The sequence below is a fragment of the Paludibacillus litoralis genome (assembly GCF_037646705.1).
Taxonomy (GTDB): Bacteria; Pseudomonadota; Alphaproteobacteria; order Rhodobacterales; family Rhodobacteraceae; genus Pikeienuella; species Pikeienuella litoralis.
The window spans coordinates 406946-430062 of record NZ_JBBHER010000004.1; the positions used below are offsets into that span (position 1 = coordinate 406946).

Here is a 23117-nt window from a genome sequence, read left to right on the forward strand (position 1 = left end):
CGGCTTTCGGCGCACGAGGCGCCTTTCCTCCCACCCTCAGAATCGAGGATGATGGGACCACCGCCGGGGCGAACCGGGCGCGCCCGACCCGGCCCCGAATCGCGGCGCCGGGGCCGGGGCGCGCCCGCCCCGCCGAACGGAGACGGAGCCATGAACCGCTCGCCGCTCATCGTCGCGCTTGTCGCGCTGGCCGCCATCGCGCTTCTCGCGCTTCAGGCGCGGGGCGGCGCGCTGGCCGCGGCGGCGCTGATCGGCGGCGGCGCGGGCTTCGCGCTCTATCACGCCAGCTTCGGCTTCACCGCCGCCTGGCGGCGCATGACGCGCGAGCGCCGCGGCGCCGGGCTCCGGGCGCAGATGCTGCTGATCGGGCTCACCTGCCTCGTCTCCTATCCGCTGATCGCCTGGGGCGGGGCGATCGGGCTCGAGGCGCGGGGCTTCATCCTGCCGATGGGCGTCTCCTCGGCCTTCGGCGCGTTCATCTTCGGCGCCGGAATGCAGCTCGGCGGCGGCTGCGCCTCCGGCACGCTCTTCACCACCGGCGGCGGATCGGTGCGGATGGCGGTCACGCTGGCCTTCTTCATCGCCGGCTCCGTCATCGCGACCGCGCACTGGTCGTTCTGGACCGAGCCGGCGGAGCCCGGCGCGCCGGCGGCCTACGCCGCGCTCAAATCCATCGTCACCGCCCGGCTGAACGACAATCGCGGCGTCTCGCTGATCCGCGAGCTCGGCGCGCCCTGGGCGATGGCGGTCATGGCCGCGGCGCTCTCGGCCATCGCGCTCCTCTCCGCGGCGCTGGAGCGGCGCGCGCATGGCGCGCTGGAGCGCGGCCGGCGGACGCGGAGCGTCCTGACCGGCCCGTGGTCGCTCCCGCTCGGCGCGGCGGCGCTGGCGCTGGTCGGCGTCGGCTCGCTCGTCTTTCTCGGGCAGCCATGGGGCGTCACCTCCGGATTCGCGCTCTGGGGCGCGAAGATCTGGCTCGCCCTCGGCGGCTCGGTCGACGGCTGGAGCTACTGGGCCGGCTGGCGCGCGGCGCAGCTTCAGGCGTCGGTCTTCGCGAATGGCGTCTCGGTGATGAATTTCGGAATCATCGCCGGCGCGATGGCCGCCGCGGCGCTGGCCGGGCGCTGGGCGCCGGTCTTCCGGCTTTCGGCGCGCGACGTCGCCACCGCGCTCATCGGCGGGCTGCTGATGGGCTATGGCGCCAGGCTCGCCTATGGGTGTAATATCGGCGCCTATCTCGGCGGGCTGGTCTCCGGCTCGCTTCACGGCTGGTGGTGGCTGATCTGGGGGTTCGCCGGCTCCTGGATCGGAACCGGCCTGCGGGCGTTCCTCTCCATGGACCCTCCGCTCTCCCCCGAAGCCCGACCGAAAATCGCGTAAAAAGGAGCACTCACATGCGATATCTCGTCCTCGTCCTCTCTCTCGTCGCCTTCTCCGCCGCCGCCAGCCCCGCCGAGCGCGACGGCTGGGCGGTGATCGAGACCGATCACGCCTATCAGGATCTGATCGACAGGGTGAAAACCGCGACGAAGGCCAACAAGATGGGCGTCGTCACCGAAGCCGGCCCGACCGAGGCCGCCGCCAGTCGCGGCGTCGCCATCCCCGGCAACCGCGTGATCGGCGTCTACAACAACGTGTTCGCGGTGCGGATGCTGGAGGCGTCCGAAGCCGCGATGATCGAGGCTCCGGTCAGGTTCTACGTCACCGAGCAGGAGGACGGGACCGCGACGCTCAGCTACAAGACGCCGAGCCTCGTCTTCTCCCCCTACGCCGACGACAGCCCCGAGGTGATGGAGATCGCGAAGGAGCTGGACGCGGTGTTCGCGAAGATCGCCCAAGACGCCGTGAAATAGGCGGCGACACGCCCGCCGCCTATGCGCGAGGCGTCAGCCGAGCGCCCCTTTCCCGCGGATCTCGGCGGCGTCGAAGCCGAGCTCCGCCAACACCTCCTCGGTGTGCTCGCCGACCATCGGCGGCGGCCGCCGATAGGTGACCGGCGTCGCGGAGAGCTTCACCGGATTGCCGAGCGTCTCGACATAGCCCTTTCCGGCCTTGGCGTGCGGCTGTTTCACCCGCGACCCGCGCGAGAGCGCCTGCGGATCGTTGATCGCGGCCGGGATATCGTTCACCGGCCCGGTCGGCACGCCGACGGCCGAAAGCGCCTCCATCCACTCCGCCTCGGTCCGCGTGCGGGTGATCTCATGCATCAGCCGGATCAACTCATCGTGATTGGCGACCCGCGCCGGGTTGGTCGCGAACCGCGGGTCGGCGGCCAGATCCGCCCTGCCCGCCTCCTCCATGAAGCGCCGGAACTGGCCGTCATTGCCGATGGCGATGATGAACCAGCCGTCGGAGGCCGGGAACGTCTCGTAGGGCACCACGGTCGGATGCGCGTTGCCGCGCCGCACCGGCGTCAGCCCGGCGGTCAGATAATCCAGGCCCTGATTGATCAGCCATGAGATCTGCGTGTCCAGCAGCGCGAGGTCGATATGCTGGCCCGCGCCGGTCGCGTCCCGCACCCTGAGCGCGGAGAGGATCGAGACCACCGCGTACATGCCGGTCATCACATCGGTGATGCCGACGCCGACCTTGGTCGGCGGCCCGTCCGGCTCGCCGGTGATCGACATGATCCCGCCCATGCCCTGGATCAGGAAATCATAGCCCGCCCTGCTGGCGTAGGGGCCGGTCTGCCCGAAGCCGGTGATCGAGCAATAGATCAGCCCCGGATGGCGCCGGCTCAGGGTCTCGTAATCGAGGCCGCGCCGCTTCAGGTCGCCGACCTTGAAATTCTCGATCAGGATATCCGACTGCGCGGCGATATCCTGCAGCAGCGCCTGCCCCGCCTCGGTCGCCATATCCACCGTGACCGAGCGCTTGTTGCGATTCGCGCAAAGATAATAGGCGCTCTCGGCGGTGTCGTTCCCGTCCGCGTCCTTGACGAAGGGCGGGCCCCAGCGGCGGGTGTCGTCGCCCGCGCCCGGCCGCTCGATCTTGATCACGTCCGCGCCGAGGTCGCCGAGAAGCTGCGCCGCCGTCGGCCCCGCGAGAATTCGGGAGAGATCCAGCACCCGCAACCCGGTCAACGGCCCGTCGCGAAATTTCGTCTGGGTTTCGGTCATCAGCATCCTCCGTTTCATCCCGCGCGCCGCCCGGCTCAGGCCGCCGCCGCCCCTTCCTCGCCGAGATCGCCGCCGCGTTCAAACGGATATTCCGTCAATCCCGCCAGAGCCGCGAAAAGCGGCGCTCCCATTGGCGCGCGGCTCCGCTTCGTCTACGTCATGCCCCATGCCGCACGAAGAGACCATCCTGCTCGGCCAGACCGTCGCGTTCGACGCCGACCCCTTCGCCCAGCCGCCGGAGACCGCGCTCTCCTGGCGCCGGCGCGGCGGCGTTCTGATCCGGTCAGGCCGGATCGAGGCGGTGGCGGACGCCTCCCGCCTTCTCGCCGATCACCCCCGCGCCCGGCGCGTCGATTGCGGCGACCATATCCTCGCCGCCGGCTTCGTCGATTGCCACAACCACTATTCCCAGACCCGGATCATCGCCAGCCGGGCCGAGCGGCTGATCGACTGGCTGAACACGCACACCTTCCCCGAGGAGACGCGCTTCGCCGATCCGGCCTACGCCGCCGGCGTTGCGGAGAGCTATCTGGATCTCCTCATCGACAACGGGATCACCGCGGCCGCCGCCTATTGCACCATCCACCCCGCGAGCGTGGACGCGCTCTTCGCCGCCGCCCTCGCCCGCGGCATGGCCATCACCGCCGGCAAGGTGATGATGGACCGGAACGCGCCCGACGGGCTCCGCGACAGCGCCCGGACCGGCTATGATCAATCCAAGGCGCTGATCGGGAAATGGAGCGGGCGCGGGCGCCTCGCCTACGCGGTCACGCCGCGCTTCGCGCCAACCTCGACCGACGCGCAGCTCGCCGCCGCCGGCGCGCTCTGGGCCGAGCATCCCGAGGCGGCGCTGCAGACCCATCTCTGCGAGCAGCCGGAGGAGATCTCCTGGGTCCGGGATCTTTTCCCCGGCGACCCCGATTATCTCTCCGTCTATCAGCGCCACGGCCTCTGCGGCCCGGGCGCGATCATGGGGCACGCGGTCCATCTCGCCGAGCGTGAGCTGGGCGCCCTCCGCGAGACCGGCGCCGCCGTCGCCCATTGCCCGACCTCGAACGCCTTCATCGGCTCGGGGCTCTGCGACGTGCTCGGGCTGAAGGCGGCGGGGGTGGAGGTCGGCCTCGCCACCGATATCGGCGGCGGCTCCTCCTTCTCGATGCTGGCGACGATGAAATCGGCGTTCGAGATCGCGCAGATCCGGGGCGACCGGCTCCACCCGGCGCAGCTTTTCTGGCTGGCGAGCGAAGGCGCCGCCCGCGCGATGCGCCGCCCCGACCTCGGCCGGCTCCGCGCCGGCGCCGCCGCCGACATCATCGCGCTCGACCCCGCCGCGACGCCGGTGCTGGCGCAGCGAAGCGCGCGGGCGGACTCGATATTCGACCAGCTCTTCGCGCTGATCATCCTCGGCGACGACCGCGCCATCGCCGAGACATGGATCGCCGGCGCGCCGCAAAAGAACCGCTACGCCTGAGCGGAACGCCGCCCTCAGCGGCCGCGCAGCATCATGAAAAGCCCCGCGGTGACGACGCAGATCCCGACCCATTCCACCGGGGCCGGCATCTCGCCGAGCGCCGGCACCGCGAGGATCGCCGCCGTCGCCGGCACCACCGCCGCGACCCCGGCCGTCGGCGTCGGGCCGAGATGGCGCGCCATCAGCGCGAACAGCATGATCGCGGCGAAGCCCGGCCCCAGCCCCTGAAAGAGCGCCTGGAAGACGATCGTCGACGTCGCCGCCGTGTCCATCGTGGACGGAAGCGCGACATACCAGAGCGGCGGAAAGATCAGCGCGCTCGACCCGCTCACCAGCGCCAGCGCCTCGCGCGGCGTGATCCGCCAGAGCCGCACCCCGACCAGATAGACCGACTGGATCAGGGCGGAGCCGAGAAAGAGCAGGATGCCGAGCATCACGTCGTCGCCGCCGCGCGTCAGCCCGGAATAGCTCAACATCACCCCGCCCGCGACAATGACGCCGACCGCCAGCAGCCGAAGCCGCCCCGGCCGCTCGCCCGCGGCGAAAAACATCGCCAGCATGGTGAAGATCGGCAGCGAGCCGTTGGAGAACACGCCCCCGAACGCCGCCGAGGCGTTGGAGAGCCCCGCATAGAGCAAGATGGAGTAAAGCGCGCCCGGCCCCGACAGCGCCATGATCGCCTGCGCGTAGCGCGGCAGATGGCGCGGCCACCACTTCCACATGAACGGCAGGACCACGACCCCCGCCATCATGAACCGGAGCGCCGCCACGTCGTAAGGCGTCAGCCCGGAGGTGACGCCGGCGCGCGAGATGACGATGAACCCGGACCAGATCACGATGACGCCGAGCGCGCTCAGAACCCCGATCGTCAGGCTGGTCTCGCTCGTCGTCGCCATGATACGCCATCGTCTCCCGGCGCCGCGTGACGGCGTTCCGACTGAAATTCGCGCCGCGCCGGTCGGGCGGCGCCGTCTACTTCGTTCCGAACATCCTGTCGCCCGCGTCGCCCAGGCCCGGAACGATATACCCCTTCTCGTTCAGCCGCTTGTCCAGCGCGGCGGTGAAGACCCGGACATCCGGATGCGCCGCCGCCATCTTCGCCGCCCCCTCGGGCGCCGCCAAAAGGCAGATGAACCGCACATCCTTCGCGCCCGCCGCCTTCACGTTGTCCACCGCCGCGATGGCCGAATTCGCCGTCGCCATCATCGGGTCGACCAGCACCACCGGCCGCTCGTCGAGATTGGCCGGCAGCTTCTTGTAATACTCCACCGGGCGCAATGTCTCCGGGTCGCGGTAAAGCCCGATGAACCCGACCCGCGCGCCCGGCACCAGCTCCAGAAGCCCGTCCAGAAGCCCGTTCCCGGCCCTCAGGATCGAGACGAAGACCAGCTTCTTTCCCGCCAGCACCGGCGCGTCCATCGCCTCCAGCGGCGTCTCGATCCGGCGCGTCGTCAGCGGCAGATCGCGGAGCGCCTCATAGGCGAGAAACTGGCCGATCTCCCGCAGCAGGCGCCGGAACTTGGCGGTCGAGCAGGTCACGTCCCGCATCAGCGAGAGCTTGTGCCGCACCAGCGGATGCTGGACGATCGTCAATGTGTCAGCCATTCCGGCCTCCGCGTCATGCCTGGCCGCCCGGCCCCGCGGCGCGCGGCGCCGCCTCGGCCTCGGCCTCGTCTCCATCCGACAGAGTCTCGATCAACGCGTCGAGAAGCTCCTCCGACGCCCCGATTCTGAAGGTCGCCGGCGTCGCCCAGTCCGCGCCCATCACCTCATCCGCGAGCGCGAGATAGTTCGCCGCCTCGCGCGCCGTCCTGATTCCGCCCGCCGGCTTCAGCCCGACCGGCGCCTCCGCCGCCAGGATCGCCTCCAGCATCATCCGCGTCGCGCGGAGCGTGGCGTCCGCCGCGATCGCGCCGGTCGAGCTCTGCAGGAAGTCCGCGCCGCCCTTGATCGCGAGCCCCGCCGCCTTGCCGATCCGCTCATTCGTCTCCAGCGCCCCGGTCTCCAGGATCGCCTTCACCCGAACCCCCGGCCCCGCCGCCCGGCGCACGCGCTTGATCTCGGCGATGACGGCTTCCTCGTTTCCCTCCAGAAAATCGACGTAAGGGATCACCACGTCGATCTCGCTCGCGCCGTCCTCGACCGCGCGCCCGGTCAGATCCGCGACCTCGCCGCTGTCTTCGTCGCCGCCGGGAAAGTTGACCACGGTCGCCACCTTGACCCCCTGATGCGCAAGAAGCCCGTGCGCCAGCGCCACGAAACGCGGCCAGACGCACACCGCCGACACCGCGCCGAAATCGGTGATCGCCCGGCGCGCCAGCGCCGTCGCCGCCGCTTCGTCGCACGTCTCCTCCAGATTGGTGAGATCGACCGAGAGCAGCGCCCGGCGCGCCGCGCGGCGCAGGTCGGCCTCGTCCTCACTCACGTCCGCGCCTCCCGGTCAAGGCGCGGGCGGCGGCCTCTTTCGCCTCTCCGATCAGGTTGGTTGGCATCGGCGTTCAGGCTCCCGGCTGGCTCCGGCGCATGATCGCGCCGCGCGCCGCGCGCGGCAAGCCCCGCTCAGGCGTTCTCTTTCGTCCAGCCCTCGCGCTTGCGGTAGATCGTGGAGGGGCTGAGATCCAGCACCCGCGCCGCTTTCGGGATCGAGCCGCCATGCGCGGCGATGGTGGCTTCGATGAATTCTCGCTCGATCTCGGCCATCGTCGCACCGACGAGCGGCTCGACCCGCGCCGACAGCGGCTGCTCCTCCACCATCGGCGGCGCCCCGTCCGCCGGGCGCGGAGGCGTCAGGCTTTCTTCCAGAAGGCCCGCCGGCAACATGCTTTCCGTCGCGACCTCCGCGTCATGAAGCAAGACCACGTTCCAGATCACGTTCTGCAGCTGGCGCACGTTTCCGGGCCAGGGAAGCGCGCGGAGCCGCGCCTTCAGGCAGGGGGAGAGCGCGGTGAAACGCTTCCCCTCCTGCTCCGAATAGCGCGCGAGGAAGGCCTCGGCCGCCTCGATCACGTCGTCGCCCCGCTCGCGGAGCGGCGGCAGATGGATCGGCACCACATGGAGCCGGTAGAACAGATCCTCGCGGAACCGCCCGGCGCGCACCTCCTCGACCGGGTTGCGGTTGGTCGCGCAGATGATGCGCGCGTCCACCTTTCGCGGCGTCGTCGCGCCGACCGGCGTCACGGTGGAGGTTTGCAGAAACCGCAACAACTTGGTCTGAAGCGCGAGATCCATCTCGCAGACCTCGTCGAGGAACAGCGTCCCGCCATCCGCGGCGGCCGCCGCCCCCGGCTTGTCGGCGATGGCGCCGGTGAAGGAGCCCTTCAGATGCCCGAACACCTCCGATTCGAGCAGATCGCGCGGAATCGCGCCGCAGTTCAACGCGATGAACGGGCCTCGCGCGCGCCCCGATTCGGCGTGAATCGCCTGCGCCGCCACCTCCTTGCCGGAGCCGCTTTCACCGGTGATGAACACCGTCGCGGTGGAGCGCCCGATCTCCCCGATCAGGCGGTAGACGTCGCGCATGACCGGGGAGCCGCCGATGAAGCCGTGAAAGACGCTCGTTTCCGGCCGCGCCGGCTTGCGCGGCCCGCTTCCGGATTTCGCGATCTCCTCCAGCGCGTTGTCGACCGCGGAGAGAAGCCTACGCTCATCGAACGGCTTCACCAGAAAATCGAACGCGCCGCCGCGCATGGCGCTCACCGCCCGGTTGATCGAGCCGTTGGCGGTGACGACGATCACCTTGCCGCCCGGATCGGCGGCGCGCATGTCGGTCAGCAGATCGAGCCCGTCGCCATCCGGAAGCATCAGATCGAGCAGCACCAGCCGCCCCTCAGCGCCCTTGTGCTTCTCGGCCGCCTCCTCTGCGAGATAGGCGCACTCCACCTCATATCCCGCCGACCTCAACACCGATTCATAGAGCATCGCCAGGGACCGCGTATCTTCGACCAGGAGGATCGGTTGCACGGCCCGGGCGTTCATGGCGCCGCATCCCTGCGCGCCGCGGCGACGAAATCGAGAACCCGGTCAAGCTCGACGCCCGCCTGCCCCGCCGGATCCGCCATCGCGTCGGCGTCGTCGTTTTCCGCCAGCCGGTTGAGGTTTTCCGCCAGCCGCTGCAGCCGGACCGCGCCGATGGAGCCGGCGACCGAGATCAGGATATGGCTCGCGCGCAGCATCTCATGCGTGTCGCCGGCGTCGACCGCCGCCGCGATATCGGCCTTCACGCTGGAGAGATCGATCTCGACCCGCTTCAGAAGCTCGACCATGCCCCCGGCGCCGATCGAGGCCGCGAGGCTTTCATAGATCGTCAGGTCGATCACCGCGGCGCCGGGCGCGCTCGGTTTGCGGCCCGCGCCCCCGGCCGCGCGCAGATCCATGATCGACAGAATATCGAGCCCGAATTGCTTGATCGTGGTGATCGGCTTCGTGATCACGCCATCCGCTCCGACCTGCATGATCTTCTCGCGATGCTCCTGCATCGCATAGGCTGTGAGCGCGATCACCGGCGCGGAGGCCAGCGGCTCTTCGCCAGCCCGGATCGACCGGATCACGTCCAGCCCGGAGACGCGGGGCATCTCGATGTCGATCAGCAGCACATCGTAGCTCCGCCCCTTCAGCCGGTCCAGCGCGATCACGCCGTCGGCCGCGATGTCGACCTCCGCTCCGAGGGTCTCCAACATTTGCGCCGCCACCATCTGGTTGACGACATTGTCTTCCGCCAAAAGTATGGTCATGCCGTCAAGGCGCTCCAGCTCGTCTTCGGCAGATGCGGGCATACGAGTTTCCTTCCCGACAAATCACCCACATCTTTTACTGGATGTAGGGCTTAGTCCAACTTTGCGAATGACGAATTAACGCCCGCGCTCGCGCGGGCGCCGGCGGAACCGGGCCACGTTCATCCTCTCTATTAGATATCGCTCGCCGACGCCCGCGAAAGCCATCGCGTCAGCGCGGATAGCCGATCTTCGTCAGGGCGGCGCCGATTTCGTCGAGAATCGACATGTCGTCGATCGTCGCCGGCGCCTTGTAGGGCGCGCCATCGGCGATCTTGCCCATGACCCCGCGCAGGATCTTGCCCGAGCGCGTCTTCGGCAGCCGGTCCACCACCAGCGCGGTGCGGAACGCGGCCACCGGGCCGATCCGCTCGCGGATCAGCGCCACGCATTCGGAGACGATCTCGTCCTCGCTCCGCCCGACTCCCTTGTTGAGGCAGAGGAACGCCAGCGGCAACTGCCCCTTCAGATCGTCCGCCACGCCGACCACCGCGCATTCCGCGACATCGGCGTGATCGCAGATCACCTCCTCCATCGCGCCGGTCGACAGCCGGTGCCCGGCGACGTTGATCACATCATCGGTGCGCGCCATGATGTAGAAATATCCGTCCCTGTCCCGCACGCCGGCGTCGCCGGTCTCGTAATGGCCAGGGAATTTCTCGAGATAGGATTTCTTGTAGCGCTCCTCGGCGTTCCAGAGCGTCGGCAGGCTTCCCGGCGGCAGCGGCAGCTTCACCGCCACCGCGCCCAGCTCTCCCGGCTCCATCTCGCCGCCGTCCTCGTCGAGGATGCGAATGTCGTAGCCCGGCATCGGAACCCCGGTGGATCCGACGCGGACCTCCATCTCCGGCTCCATCCCCAGCGGCGTGCCGGTGATCGCCCATGCGGTCTCGGTCTGCCACCAGTGATCCACCACCGGCACGCCGAGCCGGTCCTCCGCCCAATGAACCGTGTCGGTGTCGGAGCGCTCCCCGGCGAGATACAGCGTCTGGAGCGACGAGATGTCGTAATCCTTCACCAGCGCGCCCTTCGGGTCCTCCCGCTTGATCGCGCGGAACGCGGTCGGCGCGGTGAAGAAGCTCTTCACCCCGTATTCCGAGATCACCCGCCAGTACGCGCCGGCGTCCGGCGTGCCCACCGGCTTTCCCTCATAGAGAACCGAGGAGCAGCCCCGGATCAGAGGCCCGTAGACGATGTAGGAATGGCCGACCACCCAGCCGACATCCGACGCCGTCCAGAACACGTCGCCGACGCCGACGCCGTAGAAATTCGACATCGTCCAGTTCAGCGCCACCGCATGGCCGCCGGCGGCGCGCACCACGCCCTTCGGCGCCCCGGTCGTCCCGGAGGTGTAGAGGATATACAGCGGATCCGCCCCGCCGACCGGAACGCACTCCGCCGGCGCCGCCCCGTCCTGGAAGGCGAACCATTCATGGTCCCGCCCGTCGATCAGCGTCGCCACCCTCTCGGGCCGCTGCAGGACCACGGTGAAGTCCGGCTTGTGATCGGCCATCTCGATCGCGCCGTCGAGCAGCGGCTTGTAGTCCACGATCCGCCCCGGCTCCACGCCGCAGGACGCCGCCAGCACCGCCTTCGGCTTGCAATCGTCGATCCGCACCGCCAGCTCTTTCGAGGCGAACCCGCCGAACACCACCGAATGCACCGCGCCGATCCGGGCGCAGGCCAGCATCGCCACCGCCGCCTCGGGCACCATCGGCATGTAGATCACGACCCGGTCGCCCTTGCCGACGCCCCGCGCCGCCAGCGCCCCGCCGAGCCGCGCGGTCAGCTCCTGCAATTCGGCGTAGGTCACCGTCCGCTTCGCGCCGGTCGCGGGGCTGTCATAGAGGATCGCCGGCTGGTCGCCGCGCCCGGCCGCGACATGCCGGTCCACCGCGTTCCAGCAGGTGTTCATCTCGCCGTCGGAGAACCATTGGTAAAGCGGGGCGTTCTCGGAGAAGAGCGCCCGGGTCGGGGCCTTCACCCAATCGATGTCCTCGGCCGCCGCCATCCAGAACGCTTCCGGATCGGCCCGCCAGTTATCGTATGTCTCCCGATAGCCCATCGCCGCATTTCCTTCTTTTTCCGTATCCCAATGGAAAAGCACGAAAGGCCGCGATCGGCAAGGCGCATCGAGCTCTTGACGGGGGGGATTCGCCCCCGGCGCGCCTTCGGGCGCGGCGAGGACGACGCGTTCAAAAGCCGGCGGCGCCCCGCGCGGGACGCCGCCGATCGGCTCAGCCTCCCGCCAACGCCGCCACGTTGATCAGCCCGCGCGTGGTCGTCGACGGTGTGACGATATGCGCCTTCCCGCCGAGCCCCATCAGGATCGGGCCGACCCCCATGCCGACGCCGACCGTCTTCAGCAGGTTCCGCGCCACGCTCGCCGCGCTGGCGTTCGGCATGATCAGCAGGTTGGCCGCGCCCGTCAGCCGGCTGCCGGGGAAGATGCGGGCCCGGATCTTCGGCTCCATCGCGGTGTCGACATGCATCTCGCCCTCATATTCGAAATCGGCCCCCGCCGCCTCCATCAGCTCGACCGCCCGGCGCATCTTCTCCGCGTCGGGTTGCCGGACCGTGCCGAAATTGGAGTTGCAGACGAACGCCGCCTTCGGCTCCAGCCGGAAATCGCGGATGATCTCGGCCGAGGCCAGCGCGATCTCGACGATCTGCTCCGCGCTCGGGCTCTCGTGGACATGGGTGTCGGCGATGAACAGCGGCCCCGAATCCACGATCAGGAGCGAGAGCGCGCCGATCGCGTGCCGCCCGTCCCGCGCCAGAACCTCGGTGACGTGCTTCAGATGCCAGCCATATTCGCCGAACAGGCCGCAGATCATGCTGTCGGCCTCGCCCCGGTGCACCATGGTCGCGGCGATGGCGGTGGTGTTGGTGCGAATCATCGCCTTGGCGAGATCGGTGGAGACGCCGTCGCGCTTCACCAGGTCGTAATAGCTGTTCCAGTATTCGAAGTAGCGCGGGTCGTCCTCGGGGTTCACGATCTCGAAATCGTCGCCCGCCGTCAGGCGGACGCCCATCTTGTCCAGCCGGTCCTGCACCACATTGGGCCGGCCGATGATGACCGGCTTGTCCACCCCGTCCTGAAGCATGCTCTGCGCGGTGCGGAGCGCGCGCTCGTCCTCGCCCTCCGCGAAGACGATCCGCCGCGACGGAACCGACATCGCCCGCTCGAAGATCGGCTTCATCGCGAACCCGGTCCGGAACACGGAGGAGAGCAGGTTCCGCCGATAGGCCTCCACATCCGCCAGCGGCCGCCGCGCGACGCCGGTCTCCATCGCCGTCTTCGCCACCGCCGTCGCGACGACCGAGAGCAGCCGCGGGTCGAACGGATTCGGGATCAGATAGTCCGGCCCGAAGACCAGCGCCTCGCCCGAATAGGCCGCCGCCGCCTCCGCGGTGGAGGGCGCGCGCGCCAGCGCCGCGATGGCGTGGACGCAGGCGATCTTCATCTCCTCGTTGATCTCCGTCGCGCCGACGTCGAGCGCGCCGCGGAAGATGAACGGAAAGCAGAGCACGTTGTTGACCTGGTTCGGATAATCGGACCGCCCGGTCGCGATCAGCGCGTCCGGCGCCGCGTCCCGCGCGACGTCGGGCATGATCTCCGGCACCGGGTTGGCGAGGCCGAAGATGATCGGCGCCTTCGCCATCGTCTTCACCATCTCCGCCGTCAGCACGCCGGGCGCGGAGACGCCGAGGAACATGTCCGCCCCTTTCACCGCGTCGGCCAGGGTCCGCGCGTCCGTGTCGCGCGCATGGACCGCCTTGTCCGGCGTGAGATCGGCGCGGCCGGTATGGATCACGCCGGAGCGGTCGCAGACGAGGATGTTCTCCGGCCGCACGCCCATGGCGACCATCAGCTTGATGCAGGCCGTGCCCGCCGCGCCGCCGCCCGAAACCGTGAGCTTGATGTCCTCGAACTTCCGGTTGGAGATCTTCAGCGCGTTCACCGCCGCCGCGCAACAGACGATGGCGGTGCCGTGCTGGTCGTCATGGAAGACCGGGATGTTCATCCGCTCCTTGCAGATGCGCTCGACCTCGAAACATTCCGGCGCCTTGATGTCCTCGAGATTCACCGCCCCGTAGGTCGGCTCCAGCGCGATCACGATTTCGGCGAGCTTCTTCGGGTCGGTCTCGTTCACCTCGATGTCATGACAGTCGATATTGGCGAATTTCTTGAACAGCGCCGCCTTGCCCTCCATCACCGGCTTCGAGGCCAGCGCGCCGATATCGCCGAGCCCGAGCACCGCGGTCCCGTTGGTGATGACCGCGACGAGATTGCCCTTGCCGGTGTAGCGCGCCGCCGCCTCCGCGTCCTCCGTGATCGCGAGGCAGGCGTCCGCGACGCCGGGAGAATAGGCGAGCGACAGGTCCCGCGCCGTCGACATCGGCTTGGTGACGCGCACCTCCAGCTTTCCCGGGCGGCCCTCTTCATGATAGCGCAGCGCGTCCTCGCGCAGCGCGGCGCGGGCGTTATTGGTCTCGTCAGTCACAGACGCTTCTCCCGAATGGTTCTTGTTTTCCCCACTCTAGGCCCGGAACACGCCCCTGCGCCAGAGCAAGCCGCTCTCTCAATAGAAGAAATCATCTGAAGAAAATCGCGCGCGCGCCGGCCTTTTCGGCGGCGCCGGCGCTTCAATACCGGGCGATTGGCGCGCGAAAGCTCCGATGGGCGCGCGCCTTCATGCGCCGCGGCGGGCGATGACAATATCGTGCGGGCGCGGCCCGCGGCCATTCCTCGGCGCCGAGTCGTCTCGGGCGAAGCGGCGCCGCCCGCCCGCCGCGCAGAGCGCCGCGAGCGCGCTGACCAGAAGAAGCGCCGACGCCGGCGCCGGAACCGCGGCCGGCCCGACGATCGCGACGATGCGCGCGTAGCCATGATCTTTCTCGGAGGACGTTCCGTCCCAGCCGATTTCGAGCGTGTCGCCGAAGACCTGCAGCGCCACCGAAGGGGCGCCGAGCGGCGCGCCCGCCCCTTCATTCGAAAAGAACAGCGCGAGGAACGCGGCGGCGCTCAGCCCGGAGATGCGGTCGCCGGGGGCGGAGGCGCTGGAAAACGCCCGGCCGTCGCCGAAAACGGCGCTCCAGGCGTCGGCGTCGCCGCCGCGGAAGATCGCCTCGACCGCGCGTCCGGGCGCGATGGCGACGGCGCCGCCGGCCACCGCGCCGCCATCGGGCCAGGGGTCGGGCGCGCCGGTCAGATCGCGGGATGTGTAGCCGGCGCCGAAATCCGCCGGCGCGCCGCCGAGAACGCCGATCGGGGCGGCGGCGGCGGCGGATCCGATCGAGATCAGGGCGGCGAGAAGAAGGGAACGCATGGCGGTGCTCCTCCGATCCGGCCGATCATACGCCTCGACGGGCGATCATTCCATCGAAGACGCGCCCGCCGGGAACGCCGCCGCCCCGCTCCGCCCCGCCGCCGCGCCTCAGGCCGCCGTCGGGATCAGCTTGAGGATCTCGCGCGCCGCCTCCGGAATGTTGGTGCCCGGCCCGAAGATCGCCGTCACCCCCGCGTCCTTCAGCGCCTGATGATCCTGGCTCGGGATCACCCCGCCGCAGATGACGATCACGTTATCCGCGCCCGCCTTGCGGAGCGCCTCGACCAGCTTCGGCGCCAGGGTCAGATGCCCCGCCGCCTGGCTGGAGACGCCGACGATGTGCACGTCGTTGTCCACCGCGTCCCGCGCCGCCTCCTCCGGGGTCTGGAACAGCGGGCCGACATCGACGTCGAAGCCGATATCGGCGAAGGCGGTGGCGATCACCTTCGCGCCCCGGTCATGGCCGTCCTGGCCCATCTTCACCACCAGCATCCGCGGCCGGCGCCCCTCGCGCTCCGCGAATTCCTCGACCTCGCGCTGGATCGCGGCGAAGCCCGCGTCGCCCTCGTAGGCCGCGCCATATACGCCCGCCAATGTCTTCACCTCCGCTCTGTGCCGCCCGAACGCCTTCTCCATCGCGCTGGAGATCTCGCCGACCGTGGCCCGCGCCCGCGCCGCCTCGACCGCGAGCGCGAGGAGGTTTCCGGTCCCGTCCCGCGCGCCGGCCTCCAGCGCGCCGAGCGCCGCGTCGCAGGCCGCCTGGTCCCGGTTCGCGCGCACGCTCTTCAGCCGCGCGATCTGGGCGCGCCGCACCTCGGCGTTGTCGATGCTCCGGATCTCGAGATCGTCCTCCTTCTCGAGCCGGTACTTGTTGACCCCGACGACGACCTCCTCGCCCCGGTCGATCGCGGCCTGCCGTTTCGCCGCGCTCTCCTCGATGCGGAGCTTCGGCATGCCGGAGGCGACCGCCTTGGTCATGCCGCCCATCGCGTCCACCTCCGCGATCAGCGCCGAGGCGGCGTCGGCCAGCTCCTTGGTCAGGCTCTCGACGTAATAGGAGCCGGCCAGCGGATCGACGACCTTGGTCACCCCGGTCTCATGCTGGAGGATGAGCTGCGTGTTCCGCGCGATCCGCGCCGAGAACTCGGTCGGCAGCGCCAGCGCCTCGTCGAAACTGTTGGTGTGGAGCGATTGCGTGCCGCCGAGCGCCGCCGACAGCGCCTCATAGGCCGTGCGCACGACATTGTTGTAAGGGTCCTGCTCCGCGAGGGAGACGCCCGAGGTCTGGCAATGGGTGCGCAGCATCTTGGAGCTGTCCTTCTTCGCGCCGGCCTCCTCCATGATCCGGTGCCAGAGCAGCCGCGCCGCGCGCAGCTTCGCCGCCTCCATGAAGAAATTCATCCCGATGGCGAAGAAGAACGAGAGCCTTCCCGCGAAGGCGTCCACGTCCATTCCCGCCTCGATCGCGGCGCGCACGTATTCCTTGCCGTCCGCCAGCGTGAAGGCCAGCTCCTGCACCAGGTTCGCGCCCGCCTCCTGCATGTGGTAGCCGGAGATCGAGATCGAGTTGTAGCGCGGCATGTTCTTCGCCGTGTAGGCGATGATGTCGGAGACGATCCGCATCGAGGGCTCCGGCGGATAGATATAGGTGTTCCGCACCATGAACTCTTTCAGGATGTCGTTCTGGATCGTGCCCGAAAGATCGGCCGGCGCGCAGCCCTGCTCCTCCCCCGCCACGATGAAATTCGCCAGCACCGGAATCACCGCGCCGTTCATCGTCATCGAGACCGACATCTCCTTCAGCGGGATGCCGTCGAAGAGGATCTTCATGTCCTCCACGCTGTCGATGGCGACGCCGGCCTTGCCGACATCGCCCTCCACGCGCTCGTGGTCGCTGTCATAGCCCCGGTGCGTCGCCAGATCGAAGGCGACCGAGAGCCCCTTCTGCCCCGCCGCCAGCGCCTTGCGGTAGAAGGCGTTGGATTCCTCCGCCGTCGAGAATCCCGCGTATTGCCGGATCGTCCACGGCCGCCCCGCGTACATGGTCGAGCGCGGCCCGCGCACGAACGGCGCCGCGCCCGGCAGCGAGCCGAGATGATCCATCCCCTCCAGGTCCGCCGCGGTGTAGAGCGGCTTCACCGCGATTCCCTCCGGGGTCTCCCAGGTCAGGCTCGAAGGGTCGCGCCCTTTCAGCTCCTTTTCGGCGCGCGCGCGCCAGGCGGCAAGCTCGGAATTCTCGGTCATGTCGGTTCTCCCGCCGCCGGCGCCGGACGCGCCGCGGCATCATGTCTTCCGCTGAATAGTCTAGTCGCATCGGCCGGCGAGGGGTATCCCCCGACCGTCCTCGCCGATCCCGCCCTCGCATTGCCGGCGAGCGTGGTTATGTTGACGGTCAAAGGAGATCACCGCATGCGTCTCGCCTTCGCCCTCGCCTTCGGGCTCATCGCCGCATTCGCCGCCGCTCCGGCGACGGCCGACGAAGATCCGCTCGCCCAGTATCTCTGGGAGGCGCGCCCCGTGATCGTCTTCGCCGACAGCCCGAGAGATCCGAGCTTCATCCGGCAGATGGCCGATTTCGACCGCCGCAAGGCCGACATCGAGGATCGCGACGTCGTCCTGCTGACGGACACAGATCCCGCCGCGAAAGGCCCGCTCCGCAGGGCGCTGCACCCGCGCGGCTTCACGATAATCCTGATCGACAAGGATGGGGAGATCAAGCTCCGCCGCCCCCGGCCGATGGCGGTCGACGCGCTGACCCGGATGATCGACCGGACCCCGCTCCGCCAGCAGGAGGTCGACGAGCGGCGCAAGGCCGGCCAGTGAGCCCGGGCCGCCCGCCGCCTTGCGCGCGCGGCCCGCGCCGCTTATCTTCATCTCGTCATCCGCCGCCCGTTCGGGGCGGCCTGATAGGGGAGCCGCGCCGATGAAGACGCCGCCGATCCAGAAACTGCCGTCGCAGGGGCCCATCACCGGCCGCCCGGGGCCTCAGCCCGGCTATTGAGCCAGGCGCGGAGTTCGGCCTTCCGCTCCGCGCGCCGGTCAAGCTTCGCCCTCTCCAGCGTCTTTTCGTCGTTCGTCTCGCTCTCCGCTCCGTCGCCGAGCGCCGCGGTCAACGCCGCGATCGCCAGATCCGCCCGCCGCTTCGCCTCCGCCGTCATCTGGATGTAATGCCGGTAGGCCTTCGCCCGCCGGTCCGCCGGCAGCCTCCGATACGCCGCCGAATTCAGATCCTCCGCGAACGCCTCGACATCCGCGATCTGGCTGTAGAACCAGATCACATGATCGACCGAGGCCGGGCCGACATGGCGCACCTTGTCGCCCAGCATGTCGAAGATCATCTTGTTCTTCGCGCGCGGCACGAAGACGTGGAACGCGCCCTTCCCCTCGTCGTCCCCCCCGAGAATCGCGGCGTCCATCTCGGCGCCGTGAGTCTTGAGATCGGCGTAGGCGACGGTGGCCGCGAAATCGCTGATCTCCGCCCGGAGCGCCATCTGCGTCTCGATCCGGATCGTCTCGCGCTCCCGCCAGCGCTGATATTCCTGCGCGAGAAAGGTGACGCCCCAGCCGACCCCGACCAGCGCGCCCGCCGCCGCCGCCTGAAGGATTCGCGGATCCAGCGGCCGCGGCGCCTCCCCGATGGTCCAGAGCGCGAACCCCGCCAGCGCGGCGCTCACCAGAACGATCAGGAGAAAGATATGGCGCATCGGCCCCGTCCCGTTTCGGATCCGTCCCGTATCGGCCCCGGCTCTATTCGAACTCCATGATCACATCGTCCACCGCCAGGCTGGCGCCCGCCTCGGCGTTGATCCTGGCGACGACGCCCCTCCGCTCCGCGCGAAGCACGTTCTCCATCTTCATCGCCTCGACCGTGCAGAGCGCCTGCCCCTCCTGAACCTCCTCGCCCGCCTCGACCGCGATGGAGACGACCAGCCCCGGCATCGGGCAGAGCAGCAGCTTCGAGGTGTCCGGCGGCGTCTTCACCGGCATCAGCGCCGCCAGCTCCGCCTGCCGCGGGGTGCGCACGCGCGCCTTCAGATCCGCGCCGCGGGTCCGGAGCCGGAAGCCGGAGGTGATCTCCTCCACCTTCAGAACCAGCGCCGCGCCGTCGACGCCGAGCTTCGCGAGGCTCCGCCCCGGCGTCCAGTCCGAGACGACGCGCAGCGCCGGCCCGTCCCCGTCCTTGAACGTCACCGTCGCGCCGTCCGGGTCCGCGTCCACGGTCACGTCGAACCGCGCGTCCTGCAGCTCGACCACCCAGTCGCGGCCGACCGTCCGCTCGTGATTGTCCATCCGGCCCGAGATCCGCGCCCGGCGGATCTCCGCCACCCGGTGCATCGCCGCCGCCGCCGCCGCGACCCGCCTGAGCTCCGCTTCGCCCAGCGTCACGCCCTCGAATCCCTCCGGATACTCTTCGGCGATGAAAGCGGTGGTGATGGTCCCGGCGATGAATTTCGGATGGTCCATCACCGCCGCGAGGAACGGCAGGTTATGGCCGATCCCCTCGACCTCGAACGCGTCGAGCGCGCCGCGCATCTCCTCGATCGCCGCGCTCCGCGTCTCGCCCCAGGTGCAGAGCTTGGCGATCATCGGATCGTAATACATCGAGATCTCGCCGCCCTCGAACACCCCGGTGTCGTTGCGCACCCGCCCCTCGGCCTCCTCCGGCGGGCGATAGCGGCTGAGCCGGCCGATCGACGGCAGGAACCCGCGATAGGGGTCCTCCGCGTAGAGCCGGCTCTCCATCGCCCAGCCGTTGATGCCGACATCCGCCTGCCCGAAGGCGAGCTTCTCGCCGGCCGCGACGCGGATCATCTGCTCCACGAGGTCGATCCCGGTGATCAGCTCGGTCACCGGATGCTCGACCTGAAGCCTTGTGTTCATCTCGAGGAAATAGAAATTGCGGTCGCCGTCGACGATGAACTCCACCGTCCCGGCGGAGCTGTAATTCACCGCCTTCGCCAGCGCGACCGCCTGCTCGCCCATCGCGCGCCGCGTCTCGGCGTCGAGAAACGGCGAGGGCGCCTCCTCGATCACCTTCTGATTCCGCCGCTGGATCGAGCATTCCCGCTCATTGAGCCAGAGGCAGGTCCCGTGCTTGTCGCCCAGCACCTGAATCTCGATATGCCGGGGCTGGGTGACGAATTTCTCGATGAAGATCCGGTCGTCGCCGAAGGACGCCGCCGCCTCGTTCTTCGAGGATTGGAACCCCTCGCGCGCCTCCGCGTCGGTCCAGGCGATGCGCATCCCCTTGCCGCCGCCGCCGGCCGAGGCCTTGATCATCACCGGATAGCCGATCTCGCCCGCGATTCGCGCCGCCTCGTCCGCGTCCGCGATCAGCCCCATATGCCCCGGCACCGTGGAGACCCCGGCCTCCGCCGCCAGCTTCTTGGAGGTGATCTTGTCCCCCATCGCCTCGATCGCGCCGGCCGGCGGCCCGATGAAGGCGACGCCCGCCTCCTCCAGCGCCTCCGCGAATCGCCGGTTCTCGGAGAGGAACCCGTAACCCGGATGCACCGCGTCCGCCCCGGTCTCGCGGATCGCGGCCATGATGTTCTCGATCACGATATAGGACTGGTTCGCCGGCGCCGGGCCGATGCGCACCGCCTCGTCCGCCATCCGCACATGCAGCGCGCGCCGATCCGCGTCGGAATAGACCGCGACCGTCGCGATCCCCATCTTCTTCGCGGTTTTGATGACCCGACAGGCGATCTCGCCCCGGTTGGCGATCAGGATCTTCTTGAACATCCGGCGGTCCCTCATGAATTTCTCTGGCGCGGACCCGCCTCTCGCCGGCGCGCCGCGCCCCCCTTCTATTATGTTCGGCGGCGGCGTCCAACCGCGCCCTGCGCCTCGCCTCGGGCGGCGCTGCGCGGCGTCCGATTCGACGTGTGACATTTCACGCATAGAAAATTCATATAAAAAATGTTAACAATTTTCACGAGTTTGTATGTGCCTGATTCTGTTTATTGTAGACATCTTCACTGGGGGAACTACATGAGATCCGCATTTTGCTCCGCCGCCGCGGCGGCGATCGCCGTAGGCGCGCTCGCGGCGCCGGCGTCCGCGCTGTCCATCACCGAGACGGATAATTCCGGCGCGCTCGCGTCGACGCTGTTTCTCAACACCGATCTGAGCATCATGAACGCCTCGTTGTCCGGGGAGTTCGGGCAGGCCGGGCTCTACACCAATCTGGCCGGCACCTACGGGTTGCCGAACTCCGGCATCGTCCTCTCCACCGGATACGTGTCCAGCTATGGGACCGGCCCGAACACGAGTGGAAGCACTTCCGGATCCTTCGGCAATTTCGAAGAGGGCGACGGCGGCGGCGACGGCGGCGACGGCCCGTTCTTCATCGCTGAGTCCTCGGGGGGCTCAGGCCCGATCGAGATCGACGAGAGCGGGTTTTTCGGCTCGGCGACGCCTGAGCAGCACGACCTGCTTTTCCCGATCACCGGCCAAAACGAGCATTTCGACGTCGTCCAGCTCGACATCGACTTCTTCGCCCAGACCCCGGCCGAGACCGTCACCTTCTTCGCGACCTTCGGCTCGGAGGAGTTTCCGGTCTTCGTGGACTCCGGCTTCAATGACGGGTTCGGCCTTTACGTCAACGGCGTGAACTACGCCGGCACGCTTCAGACGGGCGGGCAGCCGGGCGATCCGCTCCTGCCGATCAACATCGACCATCCTGATTTCGCGGAGATCCCCGGCACCGAGCTGAACGGCGTTCTCGCGCCGAACGGCAACCCGGTGCTGCGCTTCGACGTGCCGATCAACCCAAGCGCGGCGAACACGTTCACCATCATTCTCGCCGACAGCAACGATGACGGGTACGATTCGACCGTCTATCTCTCCAGCCTCTTCTCGGACCCGACCGCCGGCGGCGTCGGCGCCAGCGAATTCAATCCGATCCTGCCGAACAACCCGCCGGACCCGGAAACCGGCGCGTTCGAGATCGAAATCCCCGACGGGCTCGCCGCGGGCGAGACCGCCTGGATCGATCCGCCCATCGCGGTCGGCTACGAGTATGAGATCAACGGCGGCGAATTCGCCACCGTGACCGCGCCCTCGCTCGCCACGGTCGCGGACGTCGACGGCTACATCATCACCGTCGGCGCGGAGTCGGCGCTTATCGCCGCCGGTCAGACCCTGAATTTCTTCGACGAGTTCGGCCTGAATCCGACCTTCTTCACCCTGACCGGAATCGATGAGGCGCTCGCGCTCGATCCGCTGAACCAGCTGGCCTTCCCGACCGGCGTCAGCTTCGTCGGGCAGACCTTCCAGACCGTGGTGAGCATGACCCCGATCGTCATGGACGACAGCGTCGGCGCGGTGCCGCTCCCGGCCTCGATGCTGCTCTATCTCGGCGGCCTCGCCGGATTCGGCTTCGTCGCGCGCCGTCGGCGCGCCGTTCGGGCGGCCTGAATGCGGCCCCAGCGGAGGGCGCGCCGCGCGCCCTCCGCCCCACCGGGGCGCCGCCCCGCGGGGGCGGTCGCCGGACCCTTCGCCGCCGCGGCCGCGGCGGCCTTCTGCATTTTCGGAGGCGCCGCTCACGCCGCCGACGCCGACGGCGCCTTCGCGATCAAGGACGCGGGCGCGCAGACCTGCGGCGCCTTTCTCAAGGCCTGGGACGAAGGCAACCGCGATCTCGCGCAATACGCCGGCTGGCTCTCGGGCTATCTCACCGGGCTCAACCAGTTCACCGACGGCGCCTATGACCTCGCGCCCTGGCAATCGACCGAGACTCTCCTCGGCATGACCCGGTCCGCATGCGGCCAGGTGCCGGAGGAGACCCGCTTTCTCGACGCGTTCGCGCGCCTGATTCAGCAAATGGCCCCGATGGCCCTCTCCGCCTCATCGAAGCTCGAAGGGGTTCGGCGCGGCGGGCGCGGCTTCGCGATTTACAGCGCGGTCCTCGACGCGGCGAAACGCCGGCTCGCCGCCGAAGGCTTCGCCCCCGGCCCGGTGGAGGCCGAATTCGACCAGACCGCCTCCGACGCCTTCCTCGCCTTCCAGAAGGCGCGCGGCCTCGAAGAGACCGGCCTTCCCGATCAGAAGACTCTGTTCGAGCTGTTCATGCGCCCGGGCGACTGAATCATTCGCGCCGGCGTTGACGCCGGCGCGACGACTCACATCAGGAGCGGAAAGGGCGCGAGACCGCGCCCGCCGCCCGAATTTCAGTCGAGATTGATCTTTCGCGGGTCGCTGACCGCGCCGACCACCGCGCCTGCGGCCGCGCCCACCGCCGCGCCGGCCAGCACCGGCCCGCCGACGATGGCGGTTCCGACCGCGCCCGCGGCCGCGCCGAGCCCGCCGCCGGTCAGCGCCCGCCGTTCGGGGTTGGTCCCGCAAGCCGTGAGCGCGACGACGATGATGATTCCGGCGACAACATGTTCCAACCGCATGTGATTCTCCCCCTGGGGCGAAA

19 protein-coding genes are annotated in these 23117 nt (G+C 69.0%); 6 read left to right on the plus strand and 13 right to left on the minus strand.

Annotation, left to right across the window (positions count from 1 at the left end; genetic code table 11):
* Positions 1-150 precede the first annotated feature (150 nt).
* Positions 151-1380, plus strand: a complete 1230-nt coding sequence (locus tag WG921_RS08670; RefSeq protein WP_340108817.1) for a YeeE/YedE family protein — start codon at positions 151-153, stop codon at positions 1378-1380.
* Between the two features lie 14 nt (positions 1381-1394).
* The gene (locus WG921_RS08675; protein ID WP_340108818.1) at positions 1395-1853 is read left to right on the plus strand and encodes a DUF302 domain-containing protein; all 459 of its coding nucleotides are present in this window, start codon (positions 1395-1397) and stop codon (positions 1851-1853) included.
* Positions 1854-1886: 33 nt separating this feature from the next.
* Here WG921_RS08675 and WG921_RS08680 read toward each other — a convergent pair whose 3' ends face one another.
* Positions 1887-3119, minus strand: coding sequence for a CaiB/BaiF CoA transferase family protein (locus WG921_RS08680; protein WP_340108819.1), 1233 nt, complete (start codon positions 3117-3119; stop codon positions 1887-1889).
* Positions 3120-3285: 166 nt separating this feature from the next.
* Between WG921_RS08680 and guaD the strand changes: the two genes are divergently transcribed.
* On the plus strand, positions 3286-4590 hold the full coding sequence (guaD, locus tag WG921_RS08685) for a guanine deaminase (RefSeq protein WP_340108820.1): 1305 nt from the start codon (positions 3286-3288) through the stop codon (positions 4588-4590).
* Between the two features lie 14 nt (positions 4591-4604).
* Here guaD and WG921_RS08690 read toward each other — a convergent pair whose 3' ends face one another.
* From WG921_RS08690 to scpA, 9 genes are all read right to left on the minus strand, one after another.
* Positions 4605-5486: a DMT family transporter gene (locus tag WG921_RS08690; protein ID WP_340108821.1), complete on the minus strand. Its 882-nt coding sequence runs from the start codon at positions 5484-5486 to the stop codon at positions 4605-4607.
* Between the two features lie 76 nt (positions 5487-5562).
* Positions 5563-6195 (minus strand): uracil phosphoribosyltransferase, encoded by a 633-nt coding sequence (upp, locus tag WG921_RS08695; protein WP_340108822.1) that lies wholly within the window; start codon positions 6193-6195, stop codon positions 5563-5565.
* Positions 6196-6208: 13 nt separating this feature from the next.
* The gene (gene deoC, locus WG921_RS08700) at positions 6209-7015 is read right to left on the minus strand and encodes a deoxyribose-phosphate aldolase (protein ID WP_340108823.1); all 807 of its coding nucleotides are present in this window, start codon (positions 7013-7015) and stop codon (positions 6209-6211) included.
* A gap of 134 nt (positions 7016-7149) precedes the next feature.
* Positions 7150-8565, minus strand: coding sequence for a sigma-54-dependent transcriptional regulator (locus tag WG921_RS08705; protein ID WP_340108824.1), 1416 nt, complete (start codon positions 8563-8565; stop codon positions 7150-7152).
* On the minus strand, positions 8562-9362 hold the full coding sequence (locus WG921_RS08710; protein ID WP_340108825.1) for a response regulator: 801 nt from the start codon (positions 9360-9362) through the stop codon (positions 8562-8564). Before WG921_RS08710 ends, WG921_RS08705 begins: the two co-directional genes overlap by 4 nt.
* Before the next feature lie 169 nt (positions 9363-9531).
* Positions 9532-11424, minus strand: a complete 1893-nt coding sequence (locus WG921_RS08715) for an AMP-binding protein (protein ID WP_340108826.1) — start codon at positions 11422-11424, stop codon at positions 9532-9534.
* Positions 11425-11596: 172 nt separating this feature from the next.
* A complete protein-coding gene (locus WG921_RS08720; protein WP_340108827.1) occupies positions 11597-13867 on the minus strand; it encodes an NADP-dependent malic enzyme in 2271 nt (756 codons plus the stop codon).
* A 189-nt stretch (positions 13868-14056) separates the two neighbouring features.
* A complete protein-coding gene (locus WG921_RS08725) occupies positions 14057-14692 on the minus strand; it encodes a hypothetical protein (RefSeq protein WP_340108828.1) in 636 nt (211 codons plus the stop codon).
* A 108-nt stretch (positions 14693-14800) separates the two neighbouring features.
* A complete protein-coding gene (gene scpA, locus WG921_RS08730; protein WP_340108829.1) occupies positions 14801-16936 on the minus strand; it encodes a methylmalonyl-CoA mutase in 2136 nt (711 codons plus the stop codon).
* 165 nt (positions 16937-17101) lie between these two features.
* Between scpA and WG921_RS08735 the strand changes: the two genes are divergently transcribed.
* On the plus strand, positions 17102-17515 hold the full coding sequence (locus tag WG921_RS08735; RefSeq protein ID WP_340108830.1) for a DUF4174 domain-containing protein: 414 nt from the start codon (positions 17102-17104) through the stop codon (positions 17513-17515).
* A 143-nt stretch (positions 17516-17658) separates the two neighbouring features.
* Here WG921_RS08735 and WG921_RS08740 read toward each other — a convergent pair whose 3' ends face one another.
* Together WG921_RS08740 and WG921_RS08745 are read right to left on the minus strand one after the other, a co-directional pair.
* Complete coding sequence (locus WG921_RS08740) at positions 17659-18396, minus strand: hypothetical protein (RefSeq protein WP_340108831.1); 738 nt, start codon at positions 18394-18396, stop codon at positions 17659-17661.
* 43 nt (positions 18397-18439) lie between these two features.
* A complete protein-coding gene (locus WG921_RS08745) occupies positions 18440-20437 on the minus strand; it encodes an acetyl/propionyl/methylcrotonyl-CoA carboxylase subunit alpha (protein WP_340108832.1) in 1998 nt (665 codons plus the stop codon).
* A gap of 249 nt (positions 20438-20686) precedes the next feature.
* Here WG921_RS08745 and WG921_RS08750 point away from each other — a divergent pair, with 249 nt between their 5' ends.
* Entirely contained in the window at positions 20687-22114 is a 1428-nt protein-coding gene (locus WG921_RS08750; protein WP_340108833.1) for a choice-of-anchor L domain-containing protein, read from the plus strand.
* Positions 22115-22783 carry a peptidoglycan-binding domain-containing protein gene (locus WG921_RS08755; RefSeq protein ID WP_340108834.1) on the plus strand — a complete coding sequence of 223 codons (669 nt, stop codon included), beginning with the start codon at positions 22115-22117 and terminating at the stop codon, positions 22781-22783.
* 83 nt (positions 22784-22866) lie between these two features.
* On the opposite strand, the gene WG921_RS08760 is transcribed toward WG921_RS08755, so the two are convergent.
* Positions 22867-23094, minus strand: a complete 228-nt coding sequence (locus tag WG921_RS08760; protein WP_340108835.1) for a hypothetical protein — start codon at positions 23092-23094, stop codon at positions 22867-22869.
* Positions 23095-23117 lie beyond the last annotated feature (23 nt).

Bases quoted from the DNA above. Each gene is read 5' to 3' on its own strand.
- WG921_RS08735 (WP_340108830.1), top strand. From the start codon at position 17,102: ATGCGTCTCGCCTTCGCCCTCGCCTTCGGGCTCATCGCCGCATTCGCC.
- WG921_RS08750 (WP_340108833.1), top strand. From the start codon at position 20,687: ATGAGATCCGCATTTTGCTCCGCCGCCGCGGCGGCGATCGCCGTAGGC.
- WG921_RS08755 (WP_340108834.1), top strand. From the start codon at position 22,115: ATGCGGCCCCAGCGGAGGGCGCGCCGCGCGCCCTCCGCCCCACCGGGG.
- guaD (WP_340108820.1), top strand. From the start codon at position 3,286: ATGCCGCACGAAGAGACCATCCTGCTCGGCCAGACCGTCGCGTTCGAC.
- WG921_RS08670 (WP_340108817.1), top strand. From the start codon at position 151: ATGAACCGCTCGCCGCTCATCGTCGCGCTTGTCGCGCTGGCCGCCATC.
- upp (WP_340108822.1), bottom strand. From the start codon at position 6,195: ATGGCTGACACATTGACGATCGTCCAGCATCCGCTGGTGCGGCACAAG.
- WG921_RS08705 (WP_340108824.1), bottom strand. From the start codon at position 8,565: ATGAACGCCCGGGCCGTGCAACCGATCCTCCTGGTCGAAGATACGCGG.
- scpA (WP_340108829.1), bottom strand. From the start codon at position 16,936: ATGACCGAGAATTCCGAGCTTGCCGCCTGGCGCGCGCGCGCCGAAAAG.
- WG921_RS08725 (WP_340108828.1), bottom strand. From the start codon at position 14,692: ATGCGTTCCCTTCTTCTCGCCGCCCTGATCTCGATCGGATCCGCCGCC.
- WG921_RS08745 (WP_340108832.1), bottom strand. From the start codon at position 20,437: ATGTTCAAGAAGATCCTGATCGCCAACCGGGGCGAGATCGCCTGTCGG.
- WG921_RS08715 (WP_340108826.1), bottom strand. From the start codon at position 11,424: ATGGGCTATCGGGAGACATACGATAACTGGCGGGCCGATCCGGAAGCG.
- WG921_RS08710 (WP_340108825.1), bottom strand. From the start codon at position 9,362: ATGCCCGCATCTGCCGAAGACGAGCTGGAGCGCCTTGACGGCATGACC.
- WG921_RS08680 (WP_340108819.1), bottom strand. From the start codon at position 3,119: ATGACCGAAACCCAGACGAAATTTCGCGACGGGCCGTTGACCGGGTTG.
- WG921_RS08675 (WP_340108818.1), top strand. From the start codon at position 1,395: ATGCGATATCTCGTCCTCGTCCTCTCTCTCGTCGCCTTCTCCGCCGCC.
- WG921_RS08760 (WP_340108835.1), bottom strand. From the start codon at position 23,094: ATGCGGTTGGAACATGTTGTCGCCGGAATCATCATCGTCGTCGCGCTC.
- WG921_RS08740 (WP_340108831.1), bottom strand. From the start codon at position 18,396: ATGCGCCATATCTTTCTCCTGATCGTTCTGGTGAGCGCCGCGCTGGCG.
- WG921_RS08690 (WP_340108821.1), bottom strand. From the start codon at position 5,486: ATGGCGACGACGAGCGAGACCAGCCTGACGATCGGGGTTCTGAGCGCG.